Raw genomic sequence first — 18,758 nt, forward strand, 5'->3', positions numbered from 1 at the left:
ATGTGGGAGCGGGCTTGCTCGCGAATGCGGAGTGTCAGTCGCCAGATGTACTGACTGATCCACCGCATTCGCGAGCAAGCCCGCTCCCACACTGACCGTGTTTGCAACTCACCGCTGTTGTTTGGCCCCTCCATCACCCAGATCAATCTTGCTATCCAGCCTCTATTTGCGCACTTAGACTCAGGCCCATTCCCACACAGGTAAGCCGCCATGTCCGAGACGCTGCTCAGTTCCCGCAATCTGGCTTTCGAGCTGTACGAAGTCCTCGATGCCGAGGGCCTGACCCAGCGCGAGCGGTTTGCCGAACATAACCGCGAGACCTTCGACGCCGCCATCGGCACCGCCCGCAGCATTGCCGAGAAGTTCTTCGCCCCCCACAACCGCAAGGGTGACGAGAACGAACCGCGCTACGAGAACGGTCAGGCGATTCTGATTCCTGAAGTGAAACCGGCGGTGGATGCCTTCCTCGAAGCCGGCTTTCTCAATGCGGCCCGCAGCTTCGAAGCCGGCGGCATGCAATTGCCTACCCTGCTGTCCCAGGCCTGTTTTGCACACTTCCAGTCGGCCAACGCCGCTTCCACGTCCTACCCGTTCCTGACCATGGGCGCCGCCAACCTGATCGAGAGCTTCGGCACCGAGGAGCAGAAACAACGCTTCCTGCAACCGATGATCGAAGGCCGTTTCTTCGGCACCATGGCCTTGACCGAGCCCCACGCCGGTTCGTCGCTGTCGGACATTCGTACTCGCGCAGAGCCGGCGGCTGACGGCAGCTATCACCTCAAGGGCAACAAGATCTTCATCTCCGGCGGCGATCACCCGCTCTCGGAAAACATCGTGCACATGGTGCTGGCCAAGCTGCCGGACGCGCCCGCCGGGGTGAAGGGCATTTCGCTGTTTATCGTGCCCAAATTCCTGGTCAACGACGACGGCAGCCTGGGCAAGCGCAACGATGTGCTGCTGGCTGGGCTGTTTCACAAGATGGGTTGGCGCGGCACTACCTCGACCGCGCTGAATTTCGGCGATAACGGCGAGTGTGTCGGCTACCTGGTGGGCAAGCCGCATCAGGGCCTGAGCTGCATGTTCCAGATGATGAACGAAGCGCGGATCGGCGTGGGCATGGGCGCGGTGATGCTCGGTTACGCCGGCTACTTGTACTCCCTGGAATACGCCCGCGAGCGTCCGCAAGGCCGCCTGCCCGACAGCAAGGACCCGAACACTGCGCCGGTGTCGATCATCCAGCATGCCGACATCAAGCGCATGCTGTTGACCCAAAAAGCTTATGTGGAAGGCGCCTTCGACCTTGGCCTGTACGCAGCACGACTGTTCGACGACACCACCACCCTGGAAACCGAAGCGGCGCGCAAACAGGCCCACGAACTGCTGGACCTGCTGACGCCTATCGTCAAATCCTGGCCGTCGGAGTTTTGCCTTAAAGCCAACGAACTGGCGATCCAGATCCTCGGCGGCCACGGCTACACCCGTGAATACCCGGTGGAACAGTACTACCGCGACAACCGCCTGAATCCGATCCATGAAGGCACCCACGGCATTCAGTCGCTGGATTTGCTCGGGCGCAAGCTGGCGCAGAACGGCGGTGCGGGCTTGAAACAACTGATCCGCCTGATCGCCGAGACCGGCGCGCGGGCACAGGCATACCCGTCACTGACTGCCTTGCGGGAACCGCTGGAACAGCTGGTAACGCGCCTGCAAGAGGTCACCCTCGGCCTGCTGACGGATCTCGCCCAGGGCAAGGTCAACAGCAGCCTGGCGAACTCGGCGCTGTACCTGAAAGTGTTCGGGCATACGGTGATTGGCTGGCGCTGGCTGGAACAGGCGATTCGCGCCGAGGAAGGGCTGGCCAAGGGCAATGCTGCCGATGTCGCCTTCTATAAGGGCAAGCTCCAGGCCGCCCGGTACTTCCTGACGTGGGAAATACCGGGCTGCCATCATGAACTGGCGATTCTCGAGGCACGTGATGACACGTGCCTGGGGATGCAGGATGAGTGGTTCTAAGGCTGTCCGATCGCCTTGGAAATCACTTCGACCGTGGCGCTGACTTGCTCTTGGTAACGGTCGAGTTCCTGCTGATGGTGCTTTTGCATTTCGATCTGCTCGGCGCACAGGTTCAGCGCCGCCAGCACCAATAGCTTGTCACCGATCAGCGTCGGGTACTTTTTCTTGGTGGTGGCCAGGGATGCCTTGAGCATCGTCACGGCGCTCATCAGGGTGTTGTCTTCCCCTTCCGGTGCCTTGATCGAGTAATCCTCACCGAGAATCGAAACGACCTTTATCCCTTCATTCATGCGCTGACAGGACCTGCGCTCACACGCTCAACCAACGCCTGGATACGGGCAGCGGTGGCGCCCTGCTTTTCTTCCTGCTCCATCAGGTTCAGCTGCAAGCTGTCGTTTTCATCCTTGGCGCGAGCCAGTTCGGCCTTGAGGGATTCGTTGGTGCCCAGCAGATCCTGGTTCTGCTGTACCAGGTCACTGACCAGTTGTTCCAATTGGCTGAGGGATGCTTCTAACATTTTGATTTCTCGGGCTTTTTCAAAGGGCGGTGACGATAAAGAAAAATCACCTCGGATGCCAGGGTTATCCCTGGCGCGGGGCCTTGATTTTACAGGGCAGGCCACGCTTTCGAGCCTTAGTGACTGCATTTATGGCATCTGGTTCCTGAATCCCGTCGGACCGTCCCGCACTGCGACAAAAGCGCGCACCCCCTCAAGACTTTAGTCGTATGACCGATAGGTCATGGACACCCCGCCCAAACCTCGCATGGATCGCGCTTCTCCCCAGGATCACAGCATGTCTCTTCGTAATATGAATATCGCGCCGCGGGCCTTCCTCGGCTTCGCGTTGATTGGCGCGCTGATGTTGTTTCTCGGCGTGTTCGCGTTGAACCAGATGAGCAAGATTCGCGCGGCGACGGAAGACATTACCCTCAGCAGCGTGCCGAGCATTCGCGCCCTGGACGAGTTCACCCAGCTGACCCTGCGCCTGCGGGTGCTGTCCTATCGCCTGCTGACCAACCGCGAGCCCGACGTCCAGCAAAAGACCCTCGAAGCGTTTGATGTGCGCAATCAACAGATTCGTACCGCGCAGGCGGTCTACGAGAAGCTGATCGACAGCAGCGAAGAGCGCGCCGCCTATGACGAGTACGTGCGTCTTTTGGGCCAGTACCATCAGATCGAAGAACGCATGAAGAGCCTGTCCCGGGCCAATCAGGTGGACGAACTGCGTACCCTGCTGAACACCGAGCTGCTGAACAACTCGGAACAGGTCAACGCCGTACTGAACCGCCTGCTGGACATCAATAACAAGATGGCCACCGCCACCAACCAGCAAGCCGCCGACCAATACGACATGGCCTTTGAGCTGGTGGTGATCCTGCTGATCCTGGCCACGGCGCTGACCATGCTGTTCGCCTGGTTGCTGACCCGCAGCATCACCCTGCCGATCGCCCAGGCCCTGGACGCTGCTGAGGAAATTGCCGAAGGCAACCTGACGCGCCCGATCAAGGTCGAAGGCAACGACGAAGCCGGCCGACTGCTGTTGGCGATGGCCAAGATGCAGGACAAGTTGAAGGACACCTTGCAGCGCATCGCCGGCTCGGCCACCCAGCTGGCTTCCGCGGCAGAAGAACTGAACGCCGTGACCGACGAAAGCGCCCGCGGCCTGACTCAGCAAAACAATGAAATCGAGCAAGCCGCCACGGCCGTCAACGAGATGACCAGTGCGGTTGAAGAAGTGGCCCGCAACGCGGTCAGCACCTCCGAAGCTTCGAAAAACGCGACCTCCTCGGCCGGCGATGGCCGTGACCTGGTGCAGGAAACCGTCGGCGCCATCGAGCGCATGAGCAGCGATGTGCAAGCCACCGCGACTTTGATCGGCAACCTGGCGGAAGAATCCCGGGACATCGGCAAGGTGCTGGACGTGATTCGTGGCCTGGCCGACCAGACCAACCTGCTGGCCCTGAACGCCGCGATTGAAGCGGCGCGCGCCGGTGAAGCCGGGCGTGGTTTTGCGGTAGTGGCGGATGAAGTGCGGGCGCTGGCCCATCGCACCCAGCAGTCCACCAGCGAGATCGAGCGGATGATCGGCAGCATCCAGGCCGGTACCGAGCATGCGGTGGATTCGATGCGTAACAGCACCGAGCGTGCGGAGTCGACGCTGAATATCGCCAAGGGTGCGGGGATGTCGCTGGATACCATCAACACCGCCATCGTTGAAATCAACGAGCGCAACCTGGTGATCGCCAGCGCCGCTGAAGAGCAGGCTCAGGTGGCGCGGGAAGTGGATCGCAACCTGGTGAACATTCGTGACTTGTCGGTGCAGTCGGCGACCGGCGCCAGCCAGACCAGTGCGGCGAGCAGTGAGCTGTCGCGTTTGGCGGTGGATTTGAACGGGATGGTGGGGCGGTTCAGGCTTTAACTGACACAGGCGATACTTTGTGGGAGCTGGCTTGCCTGCGATAGCAATCTGACAGTCACGATCTCCAGTGACTGACACACCGCAATCGCAGGCAAGCCAGCTCCCACATTTGACCTGTGTACATCCCCAACACCTTTTTTGACAGCACAGCAATTCAACAGGTTAGAATCGCTGGCACGCAGACTGCATGGTCAGTTTGCGCCTCGTCTTTCCTGCTCATGGAGTACTGCCTTTGAATGCGACGACCATCAACAGCCTGTTCTTGATCGGCGCGTTGCTGGTAGGTGCGAGCATTCTGGTGAGTTCTCTTTCGTCCCGCCTGGGCATCCCGATCCTGGTGATCATCCTGGCCGTGGGCATGATCGCCGGCGTCGACGGCGGCGGCATCATCTTCGATAACTACCCGACTGCCTACCTCGTGGGCAACCTCGCCCTGGCCGTGATCCTGCTCGATGGCGGCTTGCGAACACGGGTGGCGAGTTTTCGCGTTGCGCTCTGGCCCGCGCTGTCCCTGGCGACGGTCGGGGTACTGATTACCACCGGCCTCACCGGCATGGCAGCCGCTTGGCTGTTCAACCTCAACATCATTCAAGGCCTGCTGATCGGCGCCATCGTCGGCTCCACGGACGCTGCGGCGGTGTTCTCGCTGCTGGGCGGCAAGGGCTTGAACGAACGGGTCACCGCCAGCCTGGAAATCGAATCCGGCAGCAACGACCCGATGGCGGTGTTCCTCACCGTCACCCTGATCGACATGCTTGCCAGCGGCCAGACCGGCCTGCACTGGAGCCTGCTGGGCCACCTGATCCGTGAGTTCGGCATCGGCGGCATCATCGGCCTGGGCGGCGGCTGGCTGATGCTGCAGATGGTCAACCGGATCAACCTGGCCAACGGCCTGTACCCGATCCTGGTAATTTCCGGCGGCCTGGTGGTGTTCGCCCTGACCAACGCCTTGCACGGCAGCGGCTTCCTCGCGGTGTACCTGTGCGGCCTGGTGATCGGCAATCGTCCGGTGCGCAGCCGCCATGGCATCTTGCATATGCTCGACGGCATGGCCTGGCTGGCACAGATCGGCATGTTTCTGGTGCTCGGCCTGCTGGTCACGCCCCATGATCTTCTGCCCATCGCGCTGCCGGCCCTGGGCCTGGCGCTGTGGATGATTCTCTTCGCACGGCCACTGTCGGTGATCGTCGGCCTGCTGCCGTTCAAGGCCTTCCACGGTCGAGAGAAAGCGTTTATCGCCTGGGTCGGCCTGCGCGGCGCGGTCCCGATCATTCTGGCGGTGTTCCCGCTGATGGCCGGCCTGCCCCACGCGCAGCTGTACTTCAACCTGGCGTTCTTCATCGTGCTGGTGTCGTTGCTGGTGCAAGGCACGAGCCTGCCCTGGGTAGCCAAACTGTTGAAAGTGACGGTACCGCCCGAGCCCGCGCCAATTTCCCGCGCCGCCCTGGAAGTGCACGTCACCAGCGAGTGGGAGCTGTTCGTCTACCGCCTGGGCGCCGAGAAATGGTGCATCGGCGCCGCTCTGCGGGAACTGAAAATGCCCGAAGGCACGCGGATCGCCGCGCTGTTTCGTGGCCAGCAACTGCTCCATCCGTCGGGTAGTACGGTGCTGGAAGTCGATGATTTGTTGTGTGTGATCGGCCATGAACACAACTTGCCGGCCCTCGGCAAACTGTTCAGCCAGGCACCACAACGGGGCCTCGACCTGCGCTTCTTCGGCGACTTCGTACTGGAAGGCGACGCCCAGCTGGGCGCGGTTTCGGCGCTGTACGGGCTCAAGCTCGAGGGCATCGACCCGGACATGCCACTGAGCCGCTTCATCACCCAGAAAGTCGGTGGTGCGCCGGTGGTCGGCGACCAGGTGGAATGGAACAACACCATCTGGACCGTTGCGGTCATGGACGGGAACAAGATCGGCAAAGTTGGCGTCAGATTCCCCGAAGGAAGTCGCCCGGGCCCCGGACTCTTCCTCTAAACTGCGGGGCGACGGCGCGCCAGTCGATGTCAGGACGCCCCCTATTTATCACCTTGCTCGACCGGTCTCTATGACAACCCTGCGCACTTTTCTCGCCACTGCCCTGCTGGGCCTGACTCTCTGCGTCGGCACCGTACACGCTGCCGATCCGCCCAGCATCGACTCCGTCCAGCAAACCCTGGACAAGCTGCCGGACCGCAAACTGCCCGACGCCGACATGAAGGCGCTGCAAACCATCCTTCAGCAGACCCTCACCTTCCTGGGCAACCAGCAGGACTATCAGCAGCGCCTGGTAGACCTCAAGCGCCAGCTGGAAGACGCCCCGCGCCAGACCGTCGAAAACCAGCGCGAACTGACCCGACTCAAGGCCACCAAGGTGATTCCGGTCGCCCAGCGCTACGCCACCTTGCCTGTGCCGCAACTTGAACAACTGCTGGTGCAGCGCACCACCCAGCAAGGCGATCTGCAAAAGGAGCTGGCCGACGCCAACAGCCTGACCATTGCCGCCCAGACCCGTCCGGAACGCGCCCAGACTGAAATCAGCAGCAGCCAGACGCGTATCCAGCAGATCAACTCGACCCTCAAGGCCGGCAAAGACAACGGCAAGACTCTCAGCGGTGACCAGCGTAACCAGCTGAACGCCGAGTTGGCCGCCCTCAACGCACTGATTCCTTTGCGCCGCCAGGAACTGGCTGGCAACAGTCAACTGCAAGACCTGGGCAACAGCCAGCACGACCTGGTGCTGGAAAAAACCGGACGCCTGGAGCAGGAAATCCAGGACCTGCAAACCCTGATCAACCAGAAGCGCCTGGCCCAATCCCAGGAAACCGTGACCCAGCAGTCCATCGAAGCCCAGAAAGCCGGTGGCAGCAGCCTGCTTGCCACGGAAAGCGCGGCCAACCTGAAACTGTCCGACTACCTGCTCAAAAGTACCGACCGGCTCAATGAACTGACCCAGAAAAACCTGCAAACCAAGCAGCAACTGGACAGCGTGACCCAAAGCGACTCGGCGCTGGACGAGCAGATCAACGTGCTCAAGGGCAGCCTGTTGCTGTCCAAGATCCTCTACAAACAGAAGCAGGCCTTGCCGCGCCTGACCGTGGACCGCGACCTGGCGGACGACATCGCCAACATTCGCCTGTACCAGTTCGAGGTCAACCAACAACGCGAACTGATCAGCACCCCGAGCACCTATGTCGACAGTCTGCTAGCCACCCAGCCCGCCGACCAGGTCACACCCCAACTGCGCCGCACCCTGCTGGAACTGGCGATCACCCGCAGCGACCTGCTGGAGCGCCTGAGCCGGGAGCTGAGCGCGCTGCTCAACGAATCCATCACCCTGCAACTGAATCAGAAACAACTGCTGAGCACCGCCAGCACATTACGGGCGACCCTCGACGAGCAGATGTTCTGGATTCCCAGCAACAAGCCGCTGGACACCGAATGGCTGGAAACCGTACCGGCGCACCTGAGCAAACAGGTCACCACCTTGCCGTGGGCGTCCAGCGTCAGCGAGCTGTATGACGGCCTGACCCAGCGCCCGCTGCTGTTCCTGCCGTTGCTGTTGTTGATCGGCGCGCTGCTGTGGCGTCGCAGCTACCTGTATGCCCGGCTGAAAAAAATCCATATGGACATCGGCCACTTCAAGCGCGACAGCCAGTGGCACACGCCGGTGGCGATCCTGGTGAACATCGCCCTGGCGATGCCGGTGGCCCTGGGCCTGGCGCTGTGCGGCTATGCCTTGCAGATCGATGCCCGTGGGCAAAACGCCAACCTTGGCGCCGCCTTGCTGCAGATCGCCCAGGCATGGCTGGTGTTCTACACCGCCTATCGGATCCTCGCGCCCGGCGGCGTCGCCGAGCTGCACTTTCGCTGGGAAAAACCCCAGGTCGAATTCCTCCAGGGCTGGATCCGCAAGCTCGGGCTGGTGGTGCTGGCGTTGGTGGCCGTGGTGGCCATCGCCGAGCATCAACCGGCGGCGCTGGCGGACGACGTATTGGGCATCGGCGTGGTACTGACCTGCTACGCCTTGATGGCCTGGTTGCTCAGCCGCCTGCTGCTCAATAGCCCGACCCACGAAAAAGCCTCGCTGTTTCGCAAAGCCGTCGGCCTGATGTTTACCGCGCTACCGGTCGCACTGTTTATTGCCGTGTGCTTTGGTTACTACTACACCGCTCTCAAGCTCAGTGACCGGCTGATCAACACCCTTTACCTGCTGATGTTCTGGCTGGTAATCGAAGCCACCTTCGTCCGTGGCCTGGGGGTTGCCGCACGGCGCCTGGCCTATGCGCGGGCCTTGGCCAAACGCCAGGCCGCCAAGGAAGCGGGTGATGGTGAAGCGGTGATCGAAGAGCCGACCCTGGACATCGAACAGGTCAACGAACAGTCGATGCGACTGATTCGCCTGGCCCTACTCGGCGGCTTTATCGCCGCCCTGTATTGGGTGTGGTCTGACTTGATCTCGGTATTTTCCTACCTGGACAACGTTACCCTCTACGAATACACCAGCGGCACCGGCGCCAATATCAGTATGGTGCCCATCAGCATCGGCGACTTGCTGGGGGCGCTGATTATCATCGGCATCACCTTTGCCCTGGCGCGCAACCTGCCCGGGTTATTGGAAGTATTGGTGTTGTCGAAACTGGACCTGGCCCAGGGCAGCGCCTACGCCACCACCACCTTGCTGTCCTACGTGATTGCCGGTGTCGGCTTTGTTTCCACCCTGTCGACCCTCGGTGTGAGCTGGGACAAGTTGCAATGGCTGGTGGCTGCGCTGTCGGTGGGCTTGGGCTTCGGGATGCAGGAGATCTTCGCCAACTTCATCTCCGGCATCATGATCCTGTTTGAGCGCCCGGTACGGATCGGCGACACCATCACCATCGGCAACCTGTCTGGGACGGTGAGCAAGATCCGCATCCGCGCCACCACCATCACCGACTTCGACCGCAAGGACATCATTGTCCCGAACAAGACCTTCATCACCGGGCAACTGATCAACTGGTCGCTGACCGACACCATCACCCGGGTCACCCTGAAACTGGGCGTGGATTACGGCTCGGACCTGGACCTGGTGAAGGAACTGTTGCTCAAGGCCGCCTCCGAAAACCCGCGCGTCCTGAAAGACCCGGCGCCCCATGTGTACTTCCTCAACTTCGGTGAAAGTACCCTCGACCACGAACTGCGCATGCATGTGCGGGATCTGGGCGACCGTAACCCGGTGATCGATGAGGTCAACCGCTTCATCAACCGCGAGTTCAAGAACCACCACATCAACATCTCGTTCCGGCAGATGGAGGTTTACCTGAAAAACCTGCATGGCCAGGAATACAAGCTGGTACCGGTGGAAGAAGAAAACCGGACCATCCTGCCGCCCGCCCAGGACCAGGACCTGCCCGAGCCGCCGCCCGCCAAACTCGACTAAACGCGCTATCCCCAGCAGAATGGTCGGACATTCTGCTGGGAGATGGCCGTTGAAAGCCCTCGACGAACTGACCTTCGACAACCGCTTCGCCCGCCTGGGCGACGGCTTCTCAACCCATGTGCTGCCCGAACCCATCGACGAACCGCGTTTAGTGGTAGCGAGTGAAGCGGCCATGGCGCTGCTGGATCTCGACCCTGCCGTGGCCGAAACACCGGTATTTGCCGAGCTGTTCGGCGGGCACAAGCTGTGGGCCGAGGCCGAGCCGCGAGCGATGATCTATTCCGGGCATCAGTTTGGCTCGTACAACCCGCAGTTGGGTGACGGGCGCGGACTGCTGCTGGGCGAGGTTTACAACGAAGCGGGCGAGCATTGGGACCTGCACCTCAAGGGCGCCGGGCAAACCCCGTACTCGCGCATGGGCGATGGTCGTGCGGTGTTGCGCTCGTCGATCCGGGAGTTTCTGGCGTCGGAAGCACTGCATGCGCTGGGCATTCCAAGCAGTCGTGCACTGTGTGTGATCGGTTCCACCACACCGGTGTGGCGCGAGAAACAGGAGCGCGCCGCCATGGTGCTGCGCCTGGCCCACAGCCACGTGCGCTTTGGGCATTTCGAATATTTCTACTACACCAAGAAGCCTGAATTGCAGAAGCAATTGGCGGAGCACGTGTTGTCCCTGCACTTCCCGGAATGCATGGAACAGCCGGAGCCGTATTTGGCGATGTTCCGTGAAATCGTCGAACGTAATGCGGAGCTGATCGCCAAGTGGCAGGCCTATGGGTTCTGCCACGGAGTGATGAACACCGACAACATGTCGATCCTCGGCATCACCTTCGACTTCGGGCCGTTTGCGTTCCTGGATGATTTTGACGCGCAGTTCATCTGCAACCACTCGGATCATGAAGGGCGCTATTCCTTCAGCAACCAGGTGCCGATCGGGCAGTGGAACCTGAGCGCACTGGCCCAGGCGTTGACGCCGTTTATCAGCGTCGAGGCGCTGCGGGAAACGCTGGGGCTGTATCTGCCGTTGTTCCAGGCCCACTACCTGGACCTGATGCGCCGCCGGTTGGGCCTCACCACCGCCGAAGATGACGATCAAAAACTGGTGGAGCGCCTGCTGCAACTGATGCAGAACAGCGGCGTCGACTACACCCTGTTCTTCCGCCGGCTGGGGGATGAATCAGCCACGTTGGCCGTGGCGCGGTTGCGCGACGACTTTGTCGACCTCAAGGGGTTTGATGAATGGGCGGACCTGTACAAAGCCCGTGTGGAGCGTGACGCCAGCGGCACAGAAGAACAGCGACGTGAGCGGATGCATGGGGTGAATCCGCTTTATATCCTGCGCAACTACCTGGCGCAGAACGCCATCCAGGCGGCAGAGCTGGGGGATTACAGCGAAGCGCGCCGGCTGCATGAAGTGCTGACCAAACCGTTTGAAGAGCAGCCGGGGATGGAGCAATACGCCCAGCGGCCGCCGGATTGGGGAAAGCATTTGGAGATTAGTTGTTCTTCATAGCGCGACCTAGATAAAGGTTTCCACTGAAACCCCAAAGCGCTCCGCCAGCCAACGAATCTGCCGCAGGTTGAGCTGGCGTTTGCCACTAAGTACTTCAGAGACAACCGACTGCGCACCAACGCCCGGGAGATCACTTTGGGTCAAGCCATGCTCTCGCATCATTGAACGTAGCACTTCAACGCCACTGGCAACGGGCATCGGCCGGTGCTCGAGATCGTAGGCCTCGATCCAGTCACTGAGGATGTCCACTAGGCTCATGAGCGGGCTGGATTCATCTTCGCCTATCAGGTCGAGCAATTCGTCGAGGGCGCTGACCAAGGTATCGTAGTCCGCCTCGTTTCTTGGCTTGCGCAGCAATGGCGAAACAAATTGCCAGTGTTCGGCAGCCTGCCTGATGAGTGCGCTCATCTGATTTTCTCCTTCCATTTACCTTGCTCATATTCACGGTGATCGAACAGGTACTTGATATAAATCCGTTGTACTTGGTAATGAACGAAGGCAATCAACCTCAGCTTATTGCCCCCGATGTCAAACACATGGAACTGCCCGACTTTGTCTGTTGCAGGGAACATTCCTTTCATCGACGCAAAGTCGGCGGGACTGTTGCGTTTCATTCTGCGATACCACTCATCCAGTGCTGTGGCTGAATGCGGCCATCTTTCTTTCGCTTCCCATATCCTTTTTTCGCTGATCACTCGCATGCAACATCCTTATCGCATCTTGCTATGAAGGTTAGTCTTGCCGAAAAAATATCGCAATATGCGATATTCTTTGGCGGACCAGTGGCGCAATTCCAAGCGCTCTTCAACAGCCTAGATACGCCGCGATAGAAGTCACCACCAAAAATGTGAACGCGTACGTCACTAGCGTCGAACCTTGATAAACACCCTTCCCGGCTCCAAATAGAACCCATTGGCCACTTTCACGGAGCCCAGCATGTCCGACTCTCTAGTAATTCCCTGCCCCCACTGCAACGGTCTTAACCGCATCCCCAATGAACGCCTCGGCGATGCGCCTAAATGCGGGCGCTGCAAGCAACCGGTGCTGCTGAGCAAACCCTTTGAGCTGAAACAGGGCGACTACGCCAGCCAGATCAAGGGCGACCTGCCGTTGCTGGTGGATGTGTGGGCCGAATGGTGTGGGCCGTGCAAGTCGTTTGCGCCGGTGTTTGAGCAGGCCGCCGGGCAGTTGGCCGGGAAGTGCCGATTGGCCAAGCTCGATAGCGAGGCCAATCAGCAGTTATCCGCTCAGTTAGGGATTCGCTCGATTCCCAGCCTGATCCTGTTCAAGAATGGCCGGGAAGTGGCGCGTCAGAGCGGAGCTTTTCCGTTGCCGCAGTTGATGAGCTGGCTGCGCAGTCAGGGCGTTTGAGGTAACGGGACACCCCGGTCCATCACTTGCCCCATCAGCAATATGCCCAATTCGCTCAATTGATGAATGGCCAACGCGACATCGCGCTGCTTGCCGGTGAGGTCATCGGAAAGGTCGAGCAAGAGGGTGGTGACTGAGGAGAAGGTTTCGTAGGAGTTGAGGATCAGGGTTTCGGTGGCTTGGCCGGGGCTGACTGTAAAAAGGTACGACGGGGGATTTGGAGTAGCTTTAAACATGGTCGACATTCCTGATTGGAGCCGCCATCTGATCGCTACTAAACGAATTAGGGTGGCAGCTGTACGCAGGTTAGTAGACCGGGAAATGTCGAAGCCGGCGCGCCCGAAGACGCCCTACGCACAGCTACCATCAAGCACAGACTCAGCGCCTGAAAGATGAAGCTTATGCACTTAACGACAAACACTCGGGCTACTAAACCCGATCACTGAGAATTCAGCGACCGAGCAACCTTAGAGACGCCCATCCAGACGCACAAGCCGGCGGATTCTGGCGTAACTGTAGGCAACGACGCAAGACGACGATTTCCCTGTAGGAACAGAGACCAATGTGGGAGCTGGCTTGCCTGCGATAGCATCACCTCGGTGTAACTGACAAACCGAGTTGACTGCATCGCGGGCAAGCCCGGCTCCCACACAAGCAGGCTCCCACATGGGTGATGTGTTGCCTGCTGGATCACGCGTTTTCCAGCAAGTTATGCAGCTCCACAAATTGCTGTGTCAGCTTGTGCCGTGGGTCCAGGTGGATCAGCGGCATGTTCGCCTGGTGCGATTCACGCATGCGCACCGAGCTGGTCAGGTACACCGGCAGCACCGGCAAGCCTTCGGCAATCAATTCATCCAGCATCTGCTGCGGCAGGCTCGCCCGGGCCTGGAACTGGTTGACCACGATCCCTTCCACTTCCAGCCCTTCGTTGTGGTCTTCCTTCAATTCTTCAATCTCTGCCAGCAGGCCATACAGCGCCTGGCGGGAGAAGCTGTCGCAATCGAAGGGGATCAACACACGATCAGCGGCAATCAGCGCTGAAACAGCATAGAAGTTCAGCGCCGGCGGCGTATCCAGGTAGATCCGGTCGTAGTCCTCGCTCAATTCATCCAGCAGCTTTCGCAGCTTGTTGATCTTGTGCTTGGCTTCGAGCTTGGGCTGCAAGTCCGCCAGTTCCGCGGTAGCGGTGATGACGTGCAGGTTGTCGAACGGGGTTTCGTAGATATCCACCTGGTTCTTCTTCGAAAACGGCCCGGAAGACAGGGTTTGCTTGAAGAAATCGGCGATTCCCATAGGGATATCGTCGCCGGTCAACCCGGTGAGGTACTGGGTTGAATTGGCCTGGGCATCGAGGTCCACCAACAGGGTTCGATAGCCTTCGCTGGCGCTGACCGCCGCCAGGTTGCAGGCAATGCTGGACTTGCCAACACCGCCTTTTTGGTTGAACACCACGCGCCGCATGGAAAAACCTCCGTGTATCAATGAATGACCGAGTGTAGAGGGCAAAAGCGCCGGTTTGCTACCTCGTTCGCTTCTGTACTACAGCATCAGAGGCTCTATCTCGCACAACAATTTCCCACCAACCTGACAAAGTAGGAAATACCTGACACCCGGTGCCCCACTCCCACGACGGACAATCAGTAATTCATTTCAACGATTTTGTAATCAGTCGTGAACAATTCTTTACCAAAGTTTGCTAGAACCCCGCAGCACCGGGATAATGCGCGCCATTCGGCGATTGCACCCTGTCCCGGTATTCGGGGCCAATGGCCGCACAAGGAAGCCCGCAGGGGCGGGATAACTTCTCAGTGATCAATTTCAACATCGCCCAATGGCGTGCCTGGGCTCCCGGGCTCGAAAGCGCGGACGACTGGCGTGCATGGTGCCAGCAGCCAACAGTGCCCGCCCGCAGCGACGTGGCTCCCGACGTATCGTTCCTGCCGGCCATGCAGCGCCGACGCCTGAGCCGCCTGGCGCGCATGGCCTTCAGCGTGGGCTGGCCACTGGCCGAAGGTCTGCAACAACTTCCGCTGGTGTTTGTCTCCCGTCACGGCGAAACCCCGCGCACCCTCGATATTCTCAGCGACCTGGCCAACGACGAGCCGCTGTCGCCGACCCAGTTCAGCCTGTCGGTGCATAACGCGGTGATTGGCCTGTGGTCGATCCTGCGCAATGAAACCAGTGAAATGACGGCCCTCGCCGCCGCCGGCGACGGCCTGGAACACGGCATGCTCGAAGCCGCCGCCCTTTTGAATGAAGGCGCACCGGCTGTATTGCTGATCATTACCGAGGAACAACCGCCCGAAGCTTATGCTCGCTGGATCGACGACGTGCCCTTCCCCTACGCCCTCGGCCTGCTGCTGACACCGGGCGACGAGTGGCAACTGGAACTGAATACGGCCGCTGTCCAACCCACCACCAAAGCCCAGTGGCCCCATGCCCTGAACCTGCTGCGCACCCTGCTGAACGAAGAGGGCGCCTGCCAACATGCCTGGAAGAACCGAGTATGGAACTGGCAACGCAAGTCCTGACCGAAAAGCCTCGGAAGGCCTACTACTGGCGCCTGTTCGCCACTGCCGCTGCCTTCGCCCTGTTTGGCCTCGGCGGCCTGTGCCTGCGCGTGCTGGTATTTCCGCTGCTCAGTTGCCTGCCGGGTAACGCTAAACAGCATCAACGACGTGCGCGCCACACCATCAGCTGCCTGTTCTGGCTGTTTATTCGCATGATGTATCGCCTGGGCATCCTGACCTACAGCGTCGAAGGCGCAGAAAAGCTCGGCCGCCCGGGCCAGATGATCATCGCTAACCACCCATCGCTGGTGGACGTGGTGTTCCTGATCGCCCAGATGCGCCAGACCAACTGCGTGGTCAAGCAGAGCCTGTGGCAGAACCCGTTTACTCGCGGGCCGGTGCGCGACGCAGGCTACATCAGCAACGATGGCAGCGCCGACATGCTCGATGCCGCTGCCGATGCCCTGCGAGACGGCCAGACCCTGATCATTTTCCCGGAAGGCACCCGCACCTCACCGGGCCAGGCACCGACCTTTCATCGCGGCGCCGCCGCCATTGCCCTGCGCGGTGCGAGCATCATTACGCCGGTGGTGATCAAGGTCAGCCCCACCACCCTGACCAAGGCCGAACCCTGGTATCGCATCCCGAATCGTCGCTTTCACTTCAGTTTGCGCGTGGGTGCCGATATAGAACCACAGGCGTTTGCCGCACAAGGGCCCGCGCCCCAGGCTTCACGCAAGCTCAACGATTACCTGCACCAGTATTTTATTAAGGAGCTCGCCGAAGATGAGCAACCCACACAGCCTTGAGCACGACATAAAAACGCTGATCATCGAGGCCCTGGGCCTGGAAGACATCAGCGAGAGCGACATCGGCAACGAGCAAACCCTGTTCGGCGAAGGCCTTGGCCTGGATTCAGTCGACGCCCTGGAATTGGGCCTGGCGATCCAGAAAAAGTACGGCATCAAGATCGATGCCGACGCCAAGGACACCCGTAATCACTTCACCAACGTGGCCAGCCTCGCGGCGTTCGTCACGGCCCGACAGGCAGCTTGAGACCGTACCATGCAAACTCGTGACGATATTTTCAACACCTTGCGCGACGCCTTGGTGGAACTGTTTGAACTGGAACCTGAACGCGTCACGCTCGACGCCAACCTGTACCAGGACTTGGAAATCGACAGCATTGATGCGGTGGACTTGATCGACCACATCAAGCGCCAGACCGGCAAGAAAATCGCTGCCGAAGAGTTCAAGGCCGTGCGCACCGTGAACGACGTGGTCGAGGCGGTCTACCGTCTGGTTCAACCGGCCGCATGAGCCGGCTGATCGGCCTTGGCCTGTTGCTGGCGGGGCTGCTGTACCCTTTTGCGGTGTATTACGGCACGGAGCATTTTGCCCCCTGGCAATTTGGCCTGCTGCTGGGCAGCCTTTGGCTGTTGCGCGCCCTGACCGGCGCCAGGCGCCCGGGCAGCCGCTGGATGGCGGCGGCGATCATCGTCTTTTGCCTGTTGCTCGCCTGGTTCGATAACCCGCAGATGCTGCGCTGGTACCCGAGCCTGGTCAGTGCGTTCATGCTGGCGCTGTTCGGCCTGAGCCTGAAATACGGGCCGCCGATGGTCGAGCGCCTGGCCCGTATGACCGAGCCGCAACTGCCCGAAAAAGCGATTGTGTATACCCGCCAGGTCACCGTGGTGTGGAGTGTGTTTTTTCTGTGTAACGGCCTGCTCGCCGCCGCCCTCACCCTGTGGGCGCCGTTGAGCTGGTGGACGTTGTACAACGGCATGATCGCCTACGGGCTGATGGGGCTGTTGTTTGCCGTGGAATGGCTGGTACGACAAAGGGTTCGAGGCCGCGTATGAATTGGTTGAATCTTGAGCACTTGCTGCTTGAGCCTGTAGAGCAGCGTTGGGTGACCACCGAACCTGCCCTGGATCACCCACAGTTGTGGGAGAAGTCCCTGAGCCTGGCCGCCGGGTTGCAAGCCCGGGGCATCCAGCGCCTGGCGGTGCACCTTGAGGATGCCGGCGTGCTGGCGATCGCCCTATTGGGCGCGTGGCGTGCTGGCGTCAGCGTGTTGTTGCCCGCTGACCTGCAACCACAAACGCGCCAACGCTGGGACGATGCCGTCGATGCCTGGTTGACCGAAGCCGGCGACTTGGACGCGCTGTATCAAGCACCCTTAAGCGCCGCGGCCCTGGACTTGGACACCAGCTGCCTGAGCCTGTGCACCTCCGGCTCCAGCGGCGAGCCCAAGCGCATCGACAAAACCCTGCGGCAGATGGCCAACGAGGTCCAGGCGCTGGAAACCCTGTGGGGCGCCGACCTGGGCGAGGCGTGCATCATCGGCAGCGTCGCCACCCAGCATATCTATGGCTTGTTGTTCCGGGTGCTGTGGCCGTTGTGTGCCGGGCGCACCTTTGTGCGCCAGCAGTTGGCATTCCCCGAAGACTTGCAGCGCGCCAGCCGTGAGCATTCGCAGTTCGCCTGGGTCGCCAGCCCGGCGTTGCTCAAGCGCATGGGCGACAACCTCGACTGGCCAGCGCTCACGCCGGTCAAACGGGTGTTCTCCTCCGGCGGCGCCTTGCCCCTTGAAGCCGCCAGCAGCCTGCATCAGCGTTTGCAGCAATGGCCGACGGAAATCCTTGGCAGCTCGGAAACCGGTGGCATCGCCTGGCGCCAGGGCGAACAACCGTGGCAGCCGTTTGCCGACGTGCACCTGAGTCAGGACGCCGACGGAGCGCTGCGCATCGCCTCGCCTTACTTGCCCGCCGGCCATGTCGAACAGACCGCCGACGCCGCCAACATCCACGCTGACGGCCGCTTCGAATTGCTGGGCCGGCTGGACCGCATCGTCAAACTGGAAGAAAAACGCATCTCCCTGCCGATGCTCGAACAAGCGCTGATGAACCATGCCTGGGTTGCCGAAACGCGCCTCGGCGTGGTGCAGGAAAACCGCGCAGCCCTCGGCGCCCTCGTGGTGCTCAGTGCTGAAGGTTTGCACGCCCTGCGCAACCAGGGCCGGCGCACCGTCACCCAAACCCTGCGCCAGCACTTGAGCCAACACTGCGAAGCCCTGGCCCTGCCCCGCCGCTGGCGCCTGCTGCGCCAATTGCCGCTGAACACCCAAGGCAAGCTACCCCAGGCTGATGTCGAAACCCTGCTGCTGGCGCCCCGGCCGAAAGCGCCGGAAGTGTTGGGACAAGTCGAAACCAACGGAGAATGGACCCTGCAACTGGCGATCCCGCCGGACCTCGCCTACTTCAACGGCCACTTCCCGCAAACCCCGGTGCTGCCGGGTGTGGTGCAAGTGGATTGGGCGCTGAACCTGGGCCAGCAACTGCTCAACCTGCCGGGGCAGTTCGCCGGGATGGAAGTGCTGAAGTTCCAGCAACTGGTGCGCCCGGATGACCGGATCGAACTGCACCTGCGGTTCGACCAGGAGCGCGGCAAGCTGTACTTCGCCTACCGCAATGAGGCGGCGGCCTGCTCCAGTGGGCGCATTCTTTTGGAGCTGGCGAGTGAATAAGCTTCT

The 18,758-nt window shown here is 60.6% G+C and carries 17 protein-coding genes and 2 pseudogenes; 13 read left to right on the forward strand and 6 right to left on the reverse strand.

Going from position 1 to position 18,758, the window contains the following annotated elements; translation table 11 throughout:
• The first annotated feature begins 210 nt into the window (after positions 1-210).
• The gene (locus tag JFU58_RS30565) at positions 211-2,013 is read left to right on the forward strand and encodes an acyl-CoA dehydrogenase (protein ID WP_177025885.1); all 1,803 of its coding nucleotides are present in this window, start codon (positions 211-213) and stop codon (positions 2,011-2,013) included.
• Here JFU58_RS30565 and JFU58_RS30570 read toward each other — a convergent pair.
• Entirely contained in the window at positions 2,010-2,303 is a 294-nt protein-coding gene (locus JFU58_RS30570) for a cell division protein ZapA (RefSeq protein WP_017478279.1), read from the reverse strand. The genes JFU58_RS30565 and JFU58_RS30570 overlap by 4 nt on opposite strands.
• The gene (locus JFU58_RS30575; protein ID WP_003209413.1) at positions 2,300-2,530 is read right to left on the reverse strand and encodes a hypothetical protein; all 231 of its coding nucleotides are present in this window, start codon (positions 2,528-2,530) and stop codon (positions 2,300-2,302) included. The genes JFU58_RS30570 and JFU58_RS30575 overlap by 4 nt, the downstream gene beginning before the upstream one ends.
• A gap of 343 nt (positions 2,531-2,873) precedes the next feature.
• Here JFU58_RS30575 and JFU58_RS32730 point away from each other — a divergent pair.
• The 5 genes and pseudogenes from JFU58_RS32730 to selO form a co-directional block, all read left to right on the forward strand.
• Positions 2,874-3,527 (forward strand): annotated as a pseudogene (locus JFU58_RS32730) (MCP four helix bundle domain-containing protein); the annotation flags it as partial.
• 306 nt (positions 3,528-3,833) lie between these two features.
• Positions 3,834-4,433, forward strand: a pseudogene (locus JFU58_RS32735) (methyl-accepting chemotaxis protein); the annotation flags it as partial.
• Between the two features lie 232 nt (positions 4,434-4,665).
• Positions 4,666-6,408 (forward strand): potassium/proton antiporter, encoded by a 1,743-nt coding sequence (locus JFU58_RS30585; protein ID WP_008439183.1) that lies wholly within the window; start codon positions 4,666-4,668, stop codon positions 6,406-6,408.
• Positions 6,409-6,478: 70 nt separating this feature from the next.
• Positions 6,479-9,829, forward strand: coding sequence for a mechanosensitive channel MscK (gene mscK / locus JFU58_RS30590; RefSeq protein ID WP_063033441.1), 3,351 nt, complete (start codon positions 6,479-6,481; stop codon positions 9,827-9,829).
• Positions 9,830-9,878: 49 nt separating this feature from the next.
• A complete protein-coding gene (selO, locus tag JFU58_RS30595) occupies positions 9,879-11,342 on the forward strand; it encodes a protein adenylyltransferase SelO (protein ID WP_063033442.1) in 1,464 nt (487 codons plus the stop codon).
• A 6-nt stretch (positions 11,343-11,348) separates the two neighbouring features.
• On the opposite strand, the gene JFU58_RS30600 is transcribed toward selO, so the two are convergent.
• Together JFU58_RS30600 and JFU58_RS30605 are read right to left on the reverse strand one after the other, a co-directional pair.
• Positions 11,349-11,750, reverse strand: coding sequence for a helix-turn-helix domain-containing protein (locus JFU58_RS30600; RefSeq protein ID WP_008439186.1), 402 nt, complete (start codon positions 11,748-11,750; stop codon positions 11,349-11,351).
• Positions 11,747-12,043, reverse strand: a complete 297-nt coding sequence (locus JFU58_RS30605; protein ID WP_093202502.1) for a type II toxin-antitoxin system HigB family toxin — start codon at positions 12,041-12,043, stop codon at positions 11,747-11,749. The genes JFU58_RS30600 and JFU58_RS30605 overlap by 4 nt, the downstream gene beginning before the upstream one ends.
• A 235-nt stretch (positions 12,044-12,278) precedes the next feature.
• On the opposite strand from JFU58_RS30605, the gene trxC reads away from it, so the two are divergent.
• Complete coding sequence (gene trxC / locus JFU58_RS30610; protein WP_003209402.1) at positions 12,279-12,713, forward strand: thioredoxin TrxC; 435 nt, start codon at positions 12,279-12,281, stop codon at positions 12,711-12,713.
• Here the strand turns inward: trxC and JFU58_RS30615 are convergent.
• Together JFU58_RS30615 and JFU58_RS30620 are read right to left on the reverse strand one after the other, a co-directional pair.
• Positions 12,701-12,949 (reverse strand): DUF6124 family protein, encoded by a 249-nt coding sequence (locus tag JFU58_RS30615; protein WP_201143026.1) that lies wholly within the window; start codon positions 12,947-12,949, stop codon positions 12,701-12,703. The two genes, trxC and JFU58_RS30615, sit on opposite strands and share 13 nt — an antisense overlap.
• Before the next feature lie 454 nt (positions 12,950-13,403).
• On the reverse strand, positions 13,404-14,174 hold the full coding sequence (locus JFU58_RS30620; protein ID WP_003209397.1) for a ParA family protein: 771 nt from the start codon (positions 14,172-14,174) through the stop codon (positions 13,404-13,406).
• Positions 14,175-14,521: 347 nt separating this feature from the next.
• On the opposite strand from JFU58_RS30620, the gene JFU58_RS30625 reads away from it, so the two are divergent.
• From JFU58_RS30625 to JFU58_RS30650, 6 genes are read left to right on the forward strand one after another with little or no spacing between them, the layout of a single operon-like run.
• Positions 14,522-15,244 (forward strand): beta-ketoacyl synthase chain length factor, encoded by a 723-nt coding sequence (locus tag JFU58_RS30625; protein WP_063033447.1) that lies wholly within the window; start codon positions 14,522-14,524, stop codon positions 15,242-15,244.
• Positions 15,220-16,032 (forward strand): lysophospholipid acyltransferase family protein, encoded by an 813-nt coding sequence (locus JFU58_RS30630; protein WP_063033448.1) that lies wholly within the window; start codon positions 15,220-15,222, stop codon positions 16,030-16,032. Before JFU58_RS30625 ends, JFU58_RS30630 begins: the two co-directional genes overlap by 25 nt.
• Positions 16,010-16,279 (forward strand): phosphopantetheine-binding protein, encoded by a 270-nt coding sequence (locus tag JFU58_RS30635; RefSeq protein ID WP_003209392.1) that lies wholly within the window; start codon positions 16,010-16,012, stop codon positions 16,277-16,279. Before JFU58_RS30630 ends, JFU58_RS30635 begins: the two co-directional genes overlap by 23 nt.
• A 9-nt stretch (positions 16,280-16,288) precedes the next feature.
• A complete protein-coding gene (locus JFU58_RS30640) occupies positions 16,289-16,543 on the forward strand; it encodes an acyl carrier protein (protein WP_003209389.1) in 255 nt (84 codons plus the stop codon).
• Positions 16,540-17,085, forward strand: a complete 546-nt coding sequence (locus JFU58_RS30645) for a COG4648 family protein (protein ID WP_063033449.1) — start codon at positions 16,540-16,542, stop codon at positions 17,083-17,085. The genes JFU58_RS30640 and JFU58_RS30645 overlap by 4 nt, the downstream gene beginning before the upstream one ends.
• The gene (locus JFU58_RS30650) at positions 17,082-18,752 is read left to right on the forward strand and encodes an acyl-CoA synthetase family protein (protein WP_201143027.1); all 1,671 of its coding nucleotides are present in this window, start codon (positions 17,082-17,084) and stop codon (positions 18,750-18,752) included. The genes JFU58_RS30645 and JFU58_RS30650 overlap by 4 nt, the downstream gene beginning before the upstream one ends.
• The last annotated feature ends 6 nt before the right edge of the window (positions 18,753-18,758 follow it).

It is taken from the genome of Pseudomonas sp. TH34, from assembly GCF_016650865.1.
GTDB classification, from domain to species: Bacteria; Pseudomonadota; Gammaproteobacteria; order Pseudomonadales; family Pseudomonadaceae; genus Aquipseudomonas; species Aquipseudomonas yamanorum.

Coding starts and splice junctions, on each gene's coding strand:
- mscK (WP_063033441.1), top strand. CDS start 6,479: ATGACAACCCTGCGCACTTTTCTCGCCACTGCCCTGCTGGGCCTGACT.
- JFU58_RS30565 (WP_177025885.1), top strand. CDS start 211: ATGTCCGAGACGCTGCTCAGTTCCCGCAATCTGGCTTTCGAGCTGTAC.
- JFU58_RS30620 (WP_003209397.1), bottom strand. CDS start 14,174: ATGCGGCGCGTGGTGTTCAACCAAAAAGGCGGTGTTGGCAAGTCCAGC.
- JFU58_RS30640 (WP_003209389.1), top strand. CDS start 16,289: ATGCAAACTCGTGACGATATTTTCAACACCTTGCGCGACGCCTTGGTG.
- JFU58_RS30630 (WP_063033448.1), top strand. CDS start 15,220: ATGGAACTGGCAACGCAAGTCCTGACCGAAAAGCCTCGGAAGGCCTAC.
- JFU58_RS30575 (WP_003209413.1), bottom strand. CDS start 2,530: ATGTTAGAAGCATCCCTCAGCCAATTGGAACAACTGGTCAGTGACCTG.
- JFU58_RS30615 (WP_201143026.1), bottom strand. CDS start 12,949: ATGTTTAAAGCTACTCCAAATCCCCCGTCGTACCTTTTTACAGTCAGC.
- JFU58_RS30650 (WP_201143027.1), top strand. CDS start 17,082: ATGAATTGGTTGAATCTTGAGCACTTGCTGCTTGAGCCTGTAGAGCAG.
- JFU58_RS30635 (WP_003209392.1), top strand. CDS start 16,010: ATGAGCAACCCACACAGCCTTGAGCACGACATAAAAACGCTGATCATC.
- JFU58_RS30645 (WP_063033449.1), top strand. CDS start 16,540: ATGAGCCGGCTGATCGGCCTTGGCCTGTTGCTGGCGGGGCTGCTGTAC.
- trxC (WP_003209402.1), top strand. CDS start 12,279: ATGTCCGACTCTCTAGTAATTCCCTGCCCCCACTGCAACGGTCTTAAC.
- JFU58_RS30600 (WP_008439186.1), bottom strand. CDS start 11,750: ATGAGCGCACTCATCAGGCAGGCTGCCGAACACTGGCAATTTGTTTCG.
- JFU58_RS30605 (WP_093202502.1), bottom strand. CDS start 12,043: ATGCGAGTGATCAGCGAAAAAAGGATATGGGAAGCGAAAGAAAGATGG.
- JFU58_RS30570 (WP_017478279.1), bottom strand. CDS start 2,303: ATGAATGAAGGGATAAAGGTCGTTTCGATTCTCGGTGAGGATTACTCG.